The sequence below is a fragment of the Paeniglutamicibacter terrestris genome (genome assembly GCF_012271785.1).
Taxonomy (GTDB): Bacteria; Actinomycetota; Actinomycetes; order Actinomycetales; family Micrococcaceae; genus Paeniglutamicibacter; species Paeniglutamicibacter terrestris.
This window is the reverse complement of sequence record NZ_JAAWVT010000004.1, coordinates 45,455-61,019: the sequence shown is the minus strand read 5'-3', so window position 1 is coordinate 61,019 and position 15,565 is coordinate 45,455. Positions and strand designations below refer to the sequence as shown.

Annotated in this window: 12 protein-coding genes and 1 riboswitch; of the genes, 10 read left to right on the top strand and 2 right to left on the bottom strand. The window is 60.0% G+C overall.

Translation table 11 applies throughout. From position 1 onward, the window contains the following. The first annotated feature begins 383 nt into the window (after positions 1-383). Positions 384-479, top strand: a riboswitch (SAM riboswitch). 94 nt (positions 480-573) lie between these two features. Genes HED64_RS09935 through HED64_RS09910 form a run of 6 tightly spaced genes read left to right on the top strand, consistent with a single transcriptional unit; the run spans position 574 to position 8,022 of the window. After that, on the top strand, positions 574-1,668 hold the full coding sequence (locus HED64_RS09935; RefSeq protein WP_168151853.1) for a substrate-binding domain-containing protein: 1,095 nt from the start codon (positions 574-576) through the stop codon (positions 1,666-1,668). Continuing rightward, the gene (locus HED64_RS09930; protein ID WP_168151852.1) at positions 1,652-3,217 is read left to right on the top strand and encodes a sugar ABC transporter ATP-binding protein; all 1,566 of its coding nucleotides are present in this window, start codon (positions 1,652-1,654) and stop codon (positions 3,215-3,217) included. Before HED64_RS09935 ends, HED64_RS09930 begins: the two co-directional genes overlap by 17 nt. After that, complete coding sequence (locus tag HED64_RS09925; protein WP_168151851.1) at positions 3,214-4,221, top strand: ABC transporter permease; 1,008 nt, start codon at positions 3,214-3,216, stop codon at positions 4,219-4,221. Before HED64_RS09930 ends, HED64_RS09925 begins: the two co-directional genes overlap by 4 nt. Continuing rightward, on the top strand, positions 4,218-5,318 hold the full coding sequence (locus tag HED64_RS09920; RefSeq protein ID WP_168151850.1) for an ABC transporter permease: 1,101 nt from the start codon (positions 4,218-4,220) through the stop codon (positions 5,316-5,318). Before HED64_RS09925 ends, HED64_RS09920 begins: the two co-directional genes overlap by 4 nt. Before the next feature lie 19 nt (positions 5,319-5,337). Then, positions 5,338-6,780, top strand: coding sequence for an LLM class flavin-dependent oxidoreductase (locus HED64_RS09915; RefSeq protein ID WP_168151849.1), 1,443 nt, complete (start codon positions 5,338-5,340; stop codon positions 6,778-6,780). Between the two features lie 15 nt (positions 6,781-6,795). Beyond that, on the top strand, positions 6,796-8,022 hold the full coding sequence (locus tag HED64_RS09910) for an acyl-CoA dehydrogenase family protein (protein WP_168151848.1): 1,227 nt from the start codon (positions 6,796-6,798) through the stop codon (positions 8,020-8,022). Between the two features lie 174 nt (positions 8,023-8,196). Here the strand turns inward: HED64_RS09910 and HED64_RS09905 are convergent, their stop codons facing one another. Further along, complete coding sequence (locus tag HED64_RS09905) at positions 8,197-8,985, bottom strand: GNAT family N-acetyltransferase (protein WP_168151847.1); 789 nt, start codon at positions 8,983-8,985, stop codon at positions 8,197-8,199. Positions 8,986-9,194: 209 nt separating this feature from the next. On the opposite strand from HED64_RS09905, the gene HED64_RS09900 reads away from it, so the two are divergent. From HED64_RS09900 to HED64_RS09885, 4 genes are all read left to right on the top strand, one after another. Further along, on the top strand, positions 9,195-10,694 hold the full coding sequence (locus tag HED64_RS09900; RefSeq protein WP_168151846.1) for a helix-turn-helix transcriptional regulator: 1,500 nt from the start codon (positions 9,195-9,197) through the stop codon (positions 10,692-10,694). A gap of 117 nt (positions 10,695-10,811) precedes the next feature. Beyond that, positions 10,812-11,885 (top strand): YeiH family protein, encoded by a 1,074-nt coding sequence (locus HED64_RS09895; protein ID WP_168151845.1) that lies wholly within the window; start codon positions 10,812-10,814, stop codon positions 11,883-11,885. Positions 11,886-12,033: 148 nt separating this feature from the next. After that, positions 12,034-13,626, top strand: a complete 1,593-nt coding sequence (locus HED64_RS09890; protein ID WP_168151844.1) for a sialidase family protein — start codon at positions 12,034-12,036, stop codon at positions 13,624-13,626. Between the two features lie 106 nt (positions 13,627-13,732). Continuing rightward, positions 13,733-14,302 carry a histidine phosphatase family protein gene (locus tag HED64_RS09885; RefSeq protein ID WP_168151843.1) on the top strand — a complete coding sequence of 190 codons (570 nt, stop codon included), beginning with the start codon at positions 13,733-13,735 and terminating at the stop codon, positions 14,300-14,302. Between the two features lie 16 nt (positions 14,303-14,318). On the opposite strand, the gene HED64_RS09880 is transcribed toward HED64_RS09885, so the two are convergent. Continuing rightward, on the bottom strand, positions 14,319-15,338 hold the full coding sequence (locus tag HED64_RS09880; RefSeq protein ID WP_168151842.1) for a hypothetical protein: 1,020 nt from the start codon (positions 15,336-15,338) through the stop codon (positions 14,319-14,321). Positions 15,339-15,565: the final 227 nt, after the last annotated feature.

Here is a 15,565-nt window from a genome sequence, read left to right as displayed (position 1 = left end):
TTCCTCGACTCATCGGAGCATGTAATCGGTGAACCTCTTTGGCTGCCGCCCGGCGTGTAGGTCCGATGGATCCACATTTTGATTCGGCCGGTTCGCGGTTCACAGCAGCAGGAAGGGAAAACAATGCTGACAATGCTTGGTATGAATCTGACGGCTAAGCACCACGGGAACTGACTGGACTGGCCATACGATCGCGACTTGCGCGAAATTGACGACGAAGAGAGACGAATCCTTGCGACATATGACGTGCTGGCGATGACCGGTGGTCGTTTATGACTGCATCAAGAGGTGAAGAAGACGCCCAATGACGTCACGAGGAGTTGCTTCCTCGCCATGTTACGACCGTATTTATTCGAATGAACTCGAGTGCTTAAATCGAGGAGTACCCATCCAGAGCGGCCGAGAGACCTGGCTTGTTGACGCCGCAGCAAGTTCACGAAGCAATCCGTGAATAGTGCTTCAGCCAGGTCCGATGGAGATCTCGCGATTCCGCCCATGGCACGCACGCACCAACTTTGGGACGGTTTGTTTACCGATTTCTTCTCCGCCTAGATTGTTGAAGGAACTCGATTTATGGAAATTCTCCAGACCCACAGTGCGCGGTCTAGCAATGCGTTGCATCGCGCCATGCTGAAGGGCGCAGCCATCGCGGCCGCCATGACACTGCTTGTCACCGGCTGCTCGCTCAAAGAACCCGTGGCCGCTTCCGCGCCAATCTCCACCGGTGGGGGAACCGCGGTAGCTGGCGCCCCGTCGGCTGCCGCCGACCCGCTGGCTGGAGTTCCGTCCTTGGCAGGCAAGACGGTTGGCATCGCTGCCAAGGACATCGTCCACGACTTCAGTCGCGTCGTTTATGAGGAACTTCAGACGAAGATCAAGGGCCTTGGTGGCACGGTCATTGCTACTCAGGCTGAGGCCAAGGACGACAAACATGTCAGCAATGTGGAGAACCTGCTCACCCAGAAACCCGATGCGATCATCGTGATCCTCGGTGACGCACAGACGTTGAGTCCTGCTCTGAAAAAGATCAACGAGGCTGGTGTTGCCCTGTTCACCGTCGATTTTCAGTCCGAATACAGCGCCAATAACGTCACCAGCGACAATTGGAACATCGGTTCCACCGTTGCGCGAACGCTTGCTGAAGATATCGGCGGTAAGGGCAAGATTCTCGTCTTTAATGGTTTCCCCGGGGTGACTCCCTGCCGCATTCGGTACAGCGAACTCAAAGTGGTGCTTGAGGACTACCCAGGAATCGAAATCTTGGATCCGGAGCTGCAGGACAAGTATGAGGGCACTATCGAAGATGCCAAGAAGCAGATCCAAGACCAGCTGCGCCGCCTTCCCGCCGGAGAGGTCGACGCCATCTGGAGCTGCTGGGATATCCCGCTGATTGGCGCCGCCCAAGCCATCGACCCCACATTGGGCAATGACATCAAGCTGTACGGCGTTGACGCCGAACCGGGCGCCTTGGACCTGATTGCTGACCCTGAAAGCTCCTACACCGGCACGGTGGCACAACAGACCAAGGGCATGGCTGCCGCATCTGTGGCAAACGTCGCGCTCTTCCTTGGCGATCGTGCCGATGAGGTCCCCACCACCAGCTACCTAGACCCCGTATTCGTTAACAAAACCAACGTGAACCAGGTGCGGCATGACCTCGGTATCTAACGATCGACTGCTCTCGATGAGCGGCATCACCAAGTCCTTCGGATCGGCCCAGGTGCTCTCCGAGGTTTCCCTCGAGCTGGCCTCTGGACAGATCCTAGGACTGGTGGGTGAGAATGGTGCCGGGAAGTCCACCCTGATCAAGATTCTCACGGGGCTCCACACCGCCGATTCGGGCAGCATCCTGCTCGACGGCAAGCCCGTGGTGATAACCTGCCCCGCCGATGCCGAGGCCCTAGGGATCCACGTGATTCACCAGGAACGGTATCTGGCCCCACAATTGAGCGTCGCCGAACAGCTTTACCTGGGCCTTGGAAAACTGGGTGGGGCTTGGGTCCGGCGCGGCCGGCTCGAGGAACGGGCCAGCGCAGACATTAAACGGGTCACCGGGCAGAACATCGATGCCGCGCTCCTGGTAGGGCAACTCACCGTTGCCCAACAGCAGCTGATCCAGATCACCCGGGCGGTGCTTTCCGAACCGCGCGTCTTGATTCTCGACGAGCCCACAGCACCATTAGCGGCCGGCGAGGTCGAGCAACTCTTCGGCACGTTGCGCCGTCTGCAGGAGGTGGGTGTGGGCATCATCTACATTTCCCACTACCTGCAGGAACTGAACACCATCACCGACAGAATTACCGTGCTGCGCAATGGCCGAAACGCCGGTGAGGTGTCGCTGGGATCCGGGGACACCCTTGATGACGTGGTGGAGTTGATGGTTGGACGCAAGGTCGTGGAGTTCGACCATGGACGCACCCCTCGTAGCCCCCAGACGGAGGACGCCGCGCTGAAAGTTACCGGGCTTGGTGTGCCACGAGCCTTGAACGGATTGGATTTTCAGGTCTTGCCCGGCGAGGTCTTGGCTGTCACTGGTCTGGTGGGCTCCGGAATTGAGATTTTGGCCGATGCCCTCACCGGCATCACCAAGCGGCATGGAACCGTCGAGGTGAAAGGTGGGCGCGTACGTGACGTGGCGGATTTTGTCGCTCGCGGAGGAGCCTACGTGCCCTCCAACCGACGCCGCGATGGAATCTTCCTGCGCAACACCGTGGCCGAGAACATCTCCGTGACCGCTCTAAGTAAGATTACCCGGTCACTGGGCGTGATCGCCCCGGCGCTGGAAAACAAACTTGCACAACGATTGATCAACAAACTTGATGTGCGCCCGGCCAACGGCTCTGCGATTGCCGGAAGTCTGTCCGGCGGCAACCAGCAAAAGGTGGTGCTGGCCAAGTGGCTGGCGAGCGATGCCTCGGTGCTAGTCCTGGATCAGCCGACCTCCGGCGTCGATGTTGGCAGCCGCGCCCAAATCTACGCCCAGATCAATGAACTGGTGGATGGCGGCGCGGCCGTGTTGCTGATCAGCGTGGACCTCGAGGAACTGGTCGGCATCGCCGATCGGACCCTGGTGCTCTACCGCGGGAACATCGCCGCCGAACTCTCCGGCAACGCTGTCACCACCGAAAAACTCCTGGCCATCGCCTCTGGAACCAACGGCGCCGCAGAGCTTTCTGCCAAAGCCACTAACCCCATCAACGTCAGGCAGGACGCATGAGCACCGCAATTCTTGAAATCCCTGGGGATACCGGTGCGCCGACGCCGACGCGGAAACGCCCGTCGCTGCTCGCGTGGGCTGGCTATGGCGTTGTCGTTCTGGTCCTAGGGATCTTTGCCCTCGGATCGCCATACTTCCTGCAGTGGGAGAACCTGTCCTCGGTGCTAAACCAGGCAGCGGTATTCGGCATCGCCGGCATCGGATTGGCCGTGGTGATCATCACCGGGGGTGACGATGTCTTGGAGGGCGGTATCGACCTGTCCGTCGGCGCCACAGCAGGTTTGGCCGGGAGCGTTACCGCGGTTGCAGCTGCAGCCGGTGCGGGAAGCCTGCGCGCGGTGTTGACCGGTCTGGCTGTGGCCGCAGCTCTGGGTGCGCTTAACGGTGCGGCAGTGATTCTGGGTCTGCGGCCGCTCCTTGCGACGTTGGCCACGATGGGCATCGCTACATCTCTGGATCTAGTGGTCAGCGACAATATCAAGGTCGCGCTCGATGGGGGTGTCTTCCTTTGGCTGCGCCAGGGTAGCATCGCCGGGTTACCTGCCTCCGTGCTGGTCTTGGCCGTCGCCGCGTTGGTGTCGTGGTGGGCAGTGGCCAGGACATCGTGGGGTGTACATAGCTATGCGGTGGGACAGAATTCCATTGCTGCCTCAATTGCCGGCCTGTCCGTTGCCCGTCACCGCTTTATGAGCTACGTGATCAGCGGCGTCCTCGGCGGCATCGCCGGGGTTCTGCTGGCTTCCCGGCTCTCCGCAGCAGTCCCCGGAATCGGCGGACAAATCCTGCTGGACATCATCCTGGTTGCCTACATGTCTACCGTCTTCTCGCGTCGACTGGTGGTGAATATCCCCGGCACAGTAGTTGCCGCGATCTTTGTGGCAGGGCTGGCCAATGGGCTGACGCTGCTGGGAGTCGCCAGCCAGTGGGTCGGTGCCGCCAAGGGCGTGTTGATCCTGTTGGTACTCGCCGTCGTGGTTGTTCGCGGAAGGAACACTGCCAAATGACTATCACCCAACAACCCCAAAAAAATCTCCCCGCTCCGCGGTCAGAGACGCGTGAACTATCTCCGGTCACCGTTCCCCGCCGTTGGCGATCCCTTGCTCCGCGATTGATCGCGCCGGTGGCATTGGCAGCCATTCTGCTGGGCTTCTCGTTGCTCTCCCCAGTCTTTCTGAGCGTTGGGAATCTGGTAGGGGTGCTGGGTCAAATGGCGATCCTTGCGTTGGTGGCTACGGGTTTGACCGTGGTGGTCAGGGCCGGCGGCATCGACCTCTCCATCGGTGTTGCCGTGGACCTTGCCGCACTGGCGTCGGCTGCGCTGATCGCAGACGGCTATAGGGCGTGGGTTGCCATTGTCGTGGGATTGTTCTTCGGACTATTGGTCGGAGTCGTTAATGCGGCATTGATCGTTGGCCTACGCATTCCGCCCTTCTTGGCAACACTGAGCGTTTGGTTCATCGGCAGCAGCGTCCAGCAACTGCTCACCGGTGGTGGGGCGCCCATCTATCTCTCGAAGCCGCGAGTACCGATCGAATTCGCGCTGCTAGGCCGCGGCTACCTGCTCGATGTGGACGGCGTCATCGTCAGTGCTGCATTGGTCGCACTGTTCATCGGAGCGTTGCTTGGAACGACACGTTGGGGACGTTCGGTCACTGTCACCGGGGAACAGCCCACCGCTGCACGGATCTCCGGGTTGCGCATCAACCGGATCACTGTTTCGGCGTACCTGCTCTGTTCTCTTGTTGGCGGGTTTGCCGGGGTCATTCTGGCCTCCCGGACCAACGGCTTTGTTCCCGGTTCCGGCCAGGCCTACCTGATGGACGCTATCGGCGCGGTCTTCATCGGCGCCACGCTCTCACGCTTCTCCCGAGTCTCGGTGCCCGGAACCCTTATGGGCGTGCTGATCTTCGGATTGCTGAGCAACGGGATGAACCTGGTCGGACTCTCCTTCTTCTGGCAGGGGTTGGGCCGCGGTGTGGTGTTGCTGGCCATTCTGTTGCTCGGGGTTCTACTTTCCCGGAACCTTCCGTCTGGCACAGGAATCTTGACTCGGCTGTTCACTCGACCGGCAGCGCGCTCCACCGCGAGAACAACTACCTAAAGACAGGGCTCGAGCACCCATGGCACAACGTATCTCCCTCAACGCCTTCGACATGACTACCCCGACGCACCAGAGTCCAGGGCTCTGGCGCCATCCGGAGAACCGCGCTGACGGCTACAACACCCTCGAATATTGGACATCCCTCGCCAAGACCCTCGAATCTGGTGGCTTCGACGCTCTCTTCCTTGCGGATGTGTTGGGCATCTACGATGTTTATCAAAACTCCAGCGCTCCGGCATTGTTGGATGCCGACCAGGTCCCGCTCAATGACCCATTTATGCAGGTCTCCGCGATGGCGGCTGTCACCAAGAATCTCGGGTTCGCGGTGACTAGCGCGCTGACCTACGAACAGCCCTACGCCTTGGCGCGCAAGTTCTCCACCCTTGACCACCTCACCGGAGGCCGGATCGGTTGGAACGTGGTGACCAGTTACCTTGAGTCAGCGGCCCGAAATCTGGGATACACCCGCCAGCTGGATCACGACGAGCGCTACGATCTGGCTGACGAATTCATGGAAGTTGTGTACAAGCTCTGGGAAGGATCATGGGAAGACGGGGCTGTCGTCAAGGACAGGGAACGCGGGATCTATACCGACCCTGCCAAGGTCCACCCGATCAACCACGACGGCACCTACTACAAGGTGCCAGGCATCCACCTCTCAGAGCCGTCCATTCAGCGCACCCCCGCCATCTTCCAAGCCGGGGCCTCGTCCCGCGGCCGTCGTTTCGGAGCGACACACGCCGAAGGGATCTTCCTCAACTCGATCAACACCACTGTCACCCGCCGGCAGACCGAGGCGATCCGCGACGAATTTGAACTGGTGGGGCGCCCGCGCGATGCCGCCAAGCTCTACGCGTTGGTCACCACCGTGGTGGCCGACTCCGATGCCAAGGCCGAAGCGCTGTACCGCGAGTACCAGTCATATTCCTCCCGCGAAGGTGCCATGACCTTCTATGGTGGATGGTCGGGTTTGGATTTGAGCAAGTACGCAGGTGACGAGGAACTGAAGTACATCGATACCAACGCCGCGCGCTCGGCACTGTCCATATTCACCACCGCGGATCCCACTAGGTCATGGACCCCCAATGCGATTGCCGACTATCTCGGCATTGGCGGGATTGGACCGGTCTTTGTCGGGTCCGCCGAGACCGTCGCCGATGAGGTGGAGCGTTGGGTTGACGAGTCGGGACTCGACGGCATCAACCTGGCCTACGCGGTGACTCCTGGATCCTTCGAGCAGTTCAGTGATCTGGTGGTCCCAGAACTGCGTAAGCGCGGGCGGGTGTGGGAAAACTATGAGGGTTCAACCCTCCGCGAATACGTCGCTGGAGAGGGCAACACCAAGGTGGCAGACACTCACCCGGCCGCCGTCTACCGCGGCGCCTACGCCAATAAGTCTTCCGCTGCCGATGCCGCGGCAAGCGCCACTCCCGAAGCCGTCTTGGCTGAAAACCAAGCCTAGGAAAGAAGCAGAACCATGATTGCCCAACCCCAAACCCTGCGCCGAACCCCCTGGACCTCTCAGGCTGATGAAGCGGAGATCTCCCACTGGAGCACCATCGCTCAGTCGGTCGCCGAGACCCTTGCCGCCAACGCGCTGGAGCGCGACCGCGCCAACGCGACACCGCGCGCCGAAGCCGAATTGTTGCGTTCCTCGGGTCTGCTGAACCTACTAGTGCCCGCGGAATTCGGTGGCGGCGGGGGACACTTCGAATCCGCCTTCCACACCGTGCGCATCCTGGCCACTGCCGACGGATCGATCTCGCAACTGTTGGCTTACCACTACTTTAATCAGGCAGGCATCGGCTTTTATGCTGCCCCGGCAAACCAAGCAACCTGGTGGCGTCGGACCGTGGAGGGCGGCTGGCTCTGGGGCGACTCGGTGAACCCCGTGGACCCGACTTTGGTGCTCACCGAAGATGGCGAGGGTTACCGACTTAACGGGCTGAAGCGCTTCTCCACCGGCTCCGGTGTTGGCGAGGTCATCATCGTCAACGCGGTCATCGATGGCGGGGCAAACCACGGCAAGGTGTTGGCTTTTGTGCTGGATACCGGGCGAGAAGGATTGGAGCTACTGGGGGATTGGGATCACCTAGGACAGCGGCTGACGGCTTCTGGTTCGGTGAAGTACACCGATGTTGCGGTGCACCCGCAAGATATCCTTGGCGAAGTCACCGACGAGCCCATCGCCTCGCTGTTGACACCCGGTGTGCAGTTGGGCTTCGGCAACTTTTACCTCGGTGTCGCTCAGGGCGCACTGGCCAAGGGACGTGAACTACTGCTGGCGCGCAAAAACGCCTGGTTCCTCTCTGATGCCGAAAGCTACGCGCACGACGTGATTTTCCAGCGCACTATCGGGGAGCTCAAGGCGCGAACTGCAGCAGTGGAGGCGCTTGCGGAGAAATTGAACCGTCGCTTTGATACCGAGGTCGCCCGCTCGCACGAGCTCACCGCGCAGCAGCGCGGTGAGTATGCCATTGCCATTGCCGAGCTCAAAGTTGTGGCCACCGAAACCGGCATTGAGGTCGCGAACCGCATTTATGAGGTCACCGGCGCCAGCTCAACAGCCAATTCCGTAGGGTTGGACCTATTCTGGCGAAATGTACGCACGCATACCCTGCATGACCCCGTCGACTACAAGAAGATCGAAGTTGGGGCCCACTTCTTGCATGGCGAGTTGCAGCCACTATCGCTCTATACCTAAACCCTCCGCCGGACCGGTGGCCGCCGACTTAGTCTCGGTGCCCGAGTCGGTGGCCGGGGCGACTCGATCTAGTCTTTTGGAGCGACTGGAGGACGTTGTTGTCGCCACGGATCCGAACGTTGACCCGGAGTTCATTGTCCACCCAGTGGTGGCTAACGCTGACCTTCGAGGGGGTTAGCGCGACCAGTTGTAGGGCGTGGTGGTGGAAACCTTGATCAGTCCGGAACGTTCCAGAATAGGCCGGGAGTACTCCGTCGAATCGCTGTGGACCAATTTTTTGCCCGAAGCCATGGCCGAACGCGCACGCTCAGCAGTTAGCGCGCGGTATATCCCGCGACCACGGTAAGCCTCCAGAGTGGCTCCTCCCCAAATGCCGACGAAGTCGGTGTTCGGAACGGGTTCGAGCCTGCCCGCGCTGACCATGCGACCATCGGTCTCGGCCACCCATAATTCCATGCCGTCGTTGCGTGCCAGACGCCCGATGAGGGCATCGGCAAGGCGGGTGCTGGCGGGATCGCCGAATGCCTCCTCGACCATTTCACTCATGGCGCGAATATCGCTATCACCGGTGACGCGTCGCAGGAGAACCCCCTGAGGGGTTTGAACCCCGCGACATAACCCCTCCAGAGCGCCGATCATGATCGATTCTGGTTCATCTGGCCGGAATCCGTGATCCAGTAGTGCTTCGTGTAGACCCGGGGCTCGGTCGTGCCCACGGGTTTTCCACTCGACCTGGGTAATGGCCGGATCGGCGCGGTAGTAATTCAACGCCCGATTCACGAGCTGGTTGATTCCACCGGCGTCGAGCGTTCCAAGATCTCTGTAGGTGACGAAACCGCGCCCACCGGCGAATGTCACCAGCCGGACGGGGCCTTCGACCTCCACCCGGATAGCGCTGGGTGTTTCAGCATCTGTGCGTAGTTGCTCATCGTAGGCCGCGAGGTATTTCAGCTGGTCAGTCATCGGTTTCATGCTTGCAGGGCGAATGTCCGGGCGCAACCCCGGGTTTCCTGCCGAATAGATGTCCACCGAACCTCGTGAGGTTTACGCACCAACGCGGGAGCCAGGACAACTCTGCCTTCTTTGCTAAAAACGCATACTTCGGTGTTCTATTAACGACTTACTCGCCGCTTTGCTGGAAAGGTCTTCACTTCTTCGCGTACTCTAAAAATGTGAGCACCCCCACATGGAACCGGCCAGCAACACCGGAGAAGAGCGTCCTGTCGCCGGAAGATGCCGAGCAACTGGACATCATTTCTCTGGGCCGGCGAATTCGTCATCTGCGCAAGGCCAAGTCAATGACGCTTGATGATCTCTCCGCAGCGGTGGGCACCGCGCCCAGCCAGCTGTCGCTGATGGAAAATGGGAAGCGCGAACCAAAGCTCAGCATGCTCAAGGCACTGGCGACGATCTTCGGCGTAGGTCTGGATGAGCTACTCGGCGCCGCGCCACCCACCCGGCGCGCTGCTCTGGAAATCGAGTTGGAGCGCGCCCAACGCGGTCCGCTCTACCAATCCCTTGACTTGCCCAAGGTGAGGATCTCTTCGAGACTGCCCATGGACGTGCTTGAATCCCTCGTCGGGTTGCAGGGAGAACTCGAGCGTCGACTCAACGAGCAGTCGGCCACGCCCGAGGAAGCCAGACGCGCCAATGCCGAACTGCGCGGAGAAATGAAGGAACGCAACAACTACTTCCCAGCGATCGAGAAGGAAGCAGCGGGGCTGCTCAAAGCCATCGGCCACACCTCCGGACCGCTCTCGCATCACCAAGTTGCCGACATCGCATCGCACCTGGGCTTTTCCCTCCACAATGTTTCAGATCTGCCGCACTCCACTCGGTCGGTCACGGATCTCAAGAACATGCGCGTGTATCTCACGCAGTCCCAGCGCTCCGAGCATTCCACCCGCTCGGTGCTTTTGCAGGCGTTCGGGCACCACGTATTGGGCCATGCTCCGCCCACCGACTACGCCGATTTTCTGCGCCAACGCGTAGCTACCAACTACTTTGCCGCGTCGCTGATGATGCCGGAGAAGGCAACGGTGGACTTCTTGCAGAAGGCCAAGAATGCACGCGAGCTGGCCGTCGAGGACATCCGTGACGCCTTCTCGGTGTCCTATGAGACGGCAGCCCATCGCTTTACCAACCTAGCCACCGAACACCTAGGCATCACCGTGCACTTCCAGAAGGTCCACGAATCGGGCATCATTCACAAGGCGTATGAAAACGACGGAGTGAACTTCCCGATGGATCACACCGGATCGATCGAGGGGCAGGCGGTATGCCGCCACTGGACCAGCCGCGAAGTCTTTGACGTGGCCGACCAATTCAGCGCCTACAACCAGTACACCGACACCACTGCGGGTACCTTCTGGTGCACCGCGCGGACCGAACGATCAACGGCAGGAAAGTTCTCGCTCAGCATCGGCGTGCCCTATGTGCACGTGAAGTGGTTCCGTGGCCGCGACACCACCGAACGATCCATATCCACCTGCCCGGATGAATCCTGCTGCCGCCGTCCGCCACTTGATCTGCAGAAGCAGTGGGCTGGCCAAGCCTGGCCCAGCGCACGCGCCCAGACCCACCTCTTGGCGGCCATGCCACAGGGTGCCTTCCCGGGTGTAGACGAGACAGAAGTGTATTCATTCCTCGCACATCACGCCGGGGACAAGTAGCCCGAATCGTACCCGTGGCCGACGTCTATCTCGGATGCGGTGCGTCGACGCAAACACGGCAGAATGGGTGAAGCCCCGCAACGTAGCGGGGAATGAACGTTTGGAAGGAACGCCGTGATGGGCGATCGAACACGGGACGAGAACGCACCCGAGTTTCATGGGGAAGGCACGGTCCGCCCGGGTACAAGAGCATGGCTGCACACCCGTTGGCCGGGTTTGGCCGCCTGTGCCGTGGCGGTGGTGCTCGCCTTCGTGGTGCATCGGTTGCTACCCTCCGTTCCGGTGATGACCACCGCGGTGGCCCTTGGTGTTCTAGCAGCTAACCTTCCCGGCACCGGATCATTGGTCGCTGGACCATGGCGTTTGGGCCTGAAATTCGCGTCCAAGAAGCTCATGCACACCGGGATTGTGCTGCTTGGCCTGAAACTGAGCATCATAGATGTACTGGACCTAGGCTGGGCGACCTTTGGGGTGGTGGCGGCCATTGTGCTGCTGGCCTTCGGCGGAACCTACCTATTGGGTAAGGCCTTCCGGCTGCCGGGGGATCAGCCCCTATTGGTGGCCACCGGATTCTCTATTTGTGGCGCCTCAGCGGTCGGCGCTATGAGCGCCGTGCGTCGGTCCAAGGATTCGGACACCGTGATTCCCGTGGCCCTGGTGACACTTTGCGGAACGTTGGCGATTGCGGTTTTGCCGCTGCTGCGTGATCCATTGGGTCTGGGGCCGGTTGCCTTTGGGCAATGGGTGGGTGCCTCGGTTCATGACGTGGGTCAGGTGGTCGCCACCGCACAGACCGCGGGGGCCTCGGCCCTGGCCATTGCCATCGTCATCAAGCTCACCCGGATGCTGATGCTCGCGCCGATGGTTGCCGCAGCAGGAATCATAGGCCGCCGCGGGCAGCAAAAAATCAACGGACAAGGGCTCAAACTCCCACCCATCGTTCCGGGATTTGTTGTTGGGTTTGTTCTGCTGGTGGCCGTTCGTTCAATCTTCGATATCCCCACCGAAGTGTTGGAGGCGGTGACCCTAGTGCAGGACGTGGTGTTGGCAGCGGCGCTCTTCGGCCTAGGCTCGGCCGTGCGGATCCGCCAACTCTTTGCCTCAAAGGGCGCGGCAGTGCTCATGGCCCTTAGTGCATGGGCATTGATTGCCGGGTTGGCCTATGCCGGAGTGCTGTTGTTGCAGCTCTAATTAGGTGCTCCGTCCAGCCGGAGACCCATCAAAGGGTATCTATGTGCTCGCTTCGTGGAAGCGCGCGATGACCGGGGTGAGAAGGAAAGAACGCCGGAGCAACGACTCAAAGTTGGGTGTAGGAGAGCAAATGTTGTAGTTCTAGAGGATGTCACATGAACTTCATGAGTTCTCTCACCAAATCCTCGCAACGCGCGGAGCCGGAGGCTATCGCCAATATCGGATTCCCGCGCTTGCCGTCTCTACCGCCGGAACCGTACTGGCCGCCTACGACGGCCGACCTAACCTTGATGACCTACCCAACACCATTGATCTTTTGATCAGGCGCAGTCTCGACCATGGGCGCAGTTGGGAACCTCAGGCCAACATCCGTTCAGGGTCTGGACTCCAAGGCTTCGGCGATCCGAGTCTCCTGGTAGACAAGCTAACCTCCAGAATTTTCTGTTTTCACGCCGCCGGAACCCACGCCGGTTTCTTCGAGGCCATCGAAGGGCTTGAACCCGAGGACTCCGTTCAGCATGTGGATCTCTCGCATTCGGATGATGACGGGTTGACCTGGACTCATCGGCGGATCACCGCGCAGCTCAAGTCCGAGGGCATTACCGGTCTCTTTGCCGCTGCCGGAACGGGCATTCAGCTAGAATCCGGGCCATACGCCGGGCGCCTCGTTCAACAAATGGTGCTTTTGGCACACGGTGAGATCCGGGCCGCTTCAGCTTATTCGGATGACCATGGTGAATCTTGGACTCTGGGTGAACTCACCGCGGTAGAAGCCAATGAAAACAAGGTCGTAGAAATCAGCGGGGGAAGGGTACTGCTGAATTCGCGCGCAAAGGGCATGCGGCTTCAGGCCGTCTCGACGGATGGCGGCCACAGCTATGGGCCGCTTCAACCGGTGCCTTCACTGCCCGACCCGAGCGACAACGGCAGCATCCTGGCGACGGGCATGGGAAAAGAGCGAGCCCTCCTGATGACCAATAACCGCGACACCGAGCTGCGCCGGAACACGGTACTTAGTCTCTCCACCGACGAGGGGTTCAGCTGGCGACCCGTAGCGACGATTTGCGCGGGCAGCAGCGCCTATTCCAGCGGAGCCATACTTGCGGATGGTTCCTTGGGGGTGCTCTATGAACGCAATGGGTACTCGGAGATCGTTTTTGCGAGACTGGACCCTCAGGGGGTGTCCGCGCGGGCGCTGGAGTCAGCGGCGGCTGCGTATCGAGACAACGACGGCGGAAGCTTTGCCATGGTGTTGCGCTCGATCACCCCGGGACGACCCGAAACATGGGTCAACGTGGGTGACACCCACGTCATCTCCGCCTCGGCCGGAACTTGGGGCGTGCACACGTGGAAGGAAATTGGCCAGGGATACGGTGACGGTGAACAAGAGCTGGGCACACGCGAAGCTCAAGACGTCAACTATGGGCCGCCAGCCCCTGGGCTCCGAGCGGGAGACATTCTGGCCTTCACCGGACGTTTCAGGAACCAAGGGAAGGAGCCGATAAGGGTGAAACTGATGGGCAACTTCGACGGCGATGTCACCAAGTCATTCCCTCCGGTCGACCTTGCGTCCGGAGCCGAGACCCTGTATTTCACTCCTACCTATACGGTAACTGCCCCTGACGTCGCACTCGGCAGGGCCATCGTAGAGTGCGCGGTGGTTTCGGGATCCGATCGGTGGGAACGAACCTTTCTGGTCGACACCGCCACCGGGCTCGTGAGCGAGATGATTGAGCAATAGCGTCGAGTGTTGGGCCAGGCGGTATCTTCCGTAACATCGGCAGGAATGTGCCCTCCGCTGCCTGTCGGTGGGCGAGTGGTGGGGCCGCCCGCGAGAGAATGGAGGCATGAAAATCGGATTCATTCGTCATGGACAGACCAACTGGAACGCGCAGGACTTCCTGCAGGGCTCAACCGACATTCCGCTGAACGACGTGGGTCGACAGCAAGCTCGCGATGCGGTCGCGATTTTGGGCGCAACAACTTGGGATGCCATTGTTAGTTCACCGCTCTCACGGGCACGCGAGACGGCGCAGATTCTTGCCGATGGTTTGGGTATTGAGCTAGGCCGTACCTACGACGAGCTGATAGAACGCGATTACGGCCAGGCTGAAGGCATACGACTGGAAGAGTCGGAGAAGCTCTGGCCCAACAAAACCGGCGGTGGAATCGAGACTTTAGACTCGACTGTGGCGCGCGGCCAAGCAGCTATAGCCAAGATAGCCGCCGATTTCCCGGGCAAGAATGTCGCAGTGGTATGCCACGGAACCATCATCCGTTACACCTTGTCGGCGCTCGCCGGGTACACATTCGACACCATCTTTAATGCCTCGGTGTCGTTGATCGACAATAACGAAGGCACCTGGAAGGTACGCAGCGTCAATGGTGGAGTGATCGAGGCCGAAGCCGCCCTGTAGTCGGCGCGAAGGCACTTCAGCTCCATGACGCGGGGTGCCCGGTGAAGTCGGGATCATCATCATCGGTCTGTGCGAACTGGAACTGAACCGCAGAGGGGCCGGCAAGTTCCAACACCAACGGCTTGATCAGAGCTTTGGGAACGGAAAGCCGCGAATCAATTCGGATCAGCCCCTCGGGACGCAGCTTTTCCAAGCGCTTCCACGACGCGTTGATGGCTTCGGGATTTCCCCGTGGATCGTCGTTTTCGAGTCCGCGGATGGGGTGTTTGAGTACGGCAACGTTGATCGGTTCAACTGCCGCTTCCAAAAGAAAATAGCGGGTCAGATAGCCCGTCTCCACGCCTTGGTAGATTGATTCATCTTCCACGGAAACCGAGCGGTACATGCGTTGCGCTACGCGTCGGACAGCTATGGCGAGGTGGCGCGTGGGGTCTTCGAAGGCCAAGATAGCCTGCCTGCTCGGATAGGCGCGAGTGGTACTCAGATCGATGAGACCGGCCCCCACCATTGCGTCCCAGTACAGCGAGAGCCTCGTGACATGCCGCGCGCTGGTGAACACCGTTGGATCATCATCAGATGACCCACTCTTCGGTGACCCTACGGGGTCGTAGACGGCTTCGACATCCAGTGATTTTTCCGCCTCTTGAACAAGTTTCCGGGTCAAGACCTTCGCACCGGTAATCTCTCGCCTCGGACCGAACCATCGAAAGAACGACTGCATTCGGCGCGTCAGGGGCAGATTCGCGATGCATTCATAGACTTCCTCTTGGCTCAGCCTCGGGACCGTAACGAGCACCCCATGGAGCTGTGGGATCTCGGAATAGTCGGGTTCGAGCTTAGGGAAGCTGAAGCAATCTAAATAGGACGAGACACGCTGGAATTCTTCTGGGGTCCCGGTCCAGGAGTTCGTGTCGTGCAGGAATTGGAGGTAGGCACCCAGAACATGAGACATTTCTAGGAAATCGTTCGTGGGTTGGCCGAACATCAATTCGTCAAGCGTTAATGCGAGGGCCGGAACGTCCAAAAACGTGATCATTCGGCTGCCGCTAACTCGCCCGTAGTTTTCCAGAACCGCCGATATTCGATTCGTGAGCTCGGAACCGTGCCGATCAAAATGGGTTTTCTCGCACCAAGCTTCGAAGGCCGGCAGGACGCGTGGCAGTTCGTGCCGTAGCCGCACCTCGTCGAGGCGGACTACCGATGGACTGGAAGTATTACCTCGTGACCGCTGCGGTTTGGTGAATGATTTCGGATATTTGGGGG

Bases quoted from the DNA above. Each gene is read 5' to 3' on its own strand.
- HED64_RS09935 (WP_168151853.1), top strand. From the start codon at position 574: ATGGAAATTCTCCAGACCCACAGTGCGCGGTCTAGCAATGCGTTGCAT.
- HED64_RS09930 (WP_168151852.1), top strand. From the start codon at position 1,652: ATGACCTCGGTATCTAACGATCGACTGCTCTCGATGAGCGGCATCACC.
- HED64_RS09925 (WP_168151851.1), top strand. From the start codon at position 3,214: ATGAGCACCGCAATTCTTGAAATCCCTGGGGATACCGGTGCGCCGACG.
- HED64_RS09920 (WP_168151850.1), top strand. From the start codon at position 4,218: ATGACTATCACCCAACAACCCCAAAAAAATCTCCCCGCTCCGCGGTCA.
- HED64_RS09915 (WP_168151849.1), top strand. From the start codon at position 5,338: ATGGCACAACGTATCTCCCTCAACGCCTTCGACATGACTACCCCGACG.
- HED64_RS09910 (WP_168151848.1), top strand. From the start codon at position 6,796: ATGATTGCCCAACCCCAAACCCTGCGCCGAACCCCCTGGACCTCTCAG.
- HED64_RS09905 (WP_168151847.1), bottom strand. From the start codon at position 8,985: ATGACTGACCAGCTGAAATACCTCGCGGCCTACGATGAGCAACTACGC.
- HED64_RS09895 (WP_168151845.1), top strand. From the start codon at position 10,812: ATGGGCGATCGAACACGGGACGAGAACGCACCCGAGTTTCATGGGGAA.
- HED64_RS09890 (WP_168151844.1), top strand. From the start codon at position 12,034: ATGTCACATGAACTTCATGAGTTCTCTCACCAAATCCTCGCAACGCGC.
- HED64_RS09885 (WP_168151843.1), top strand. From the start codon at position 13,733: ATGAAAATCGGATTCATTCGTCATGGACAGACCAACTGGAACGCGCAG.
- HED64_RS09880 (WP_168151842.1), bottom strand. From the start codon at position 15,338: ATGATCACGTTTTTGGACGTTCCGGCCCTCGCATTAACGCTTGACGAA.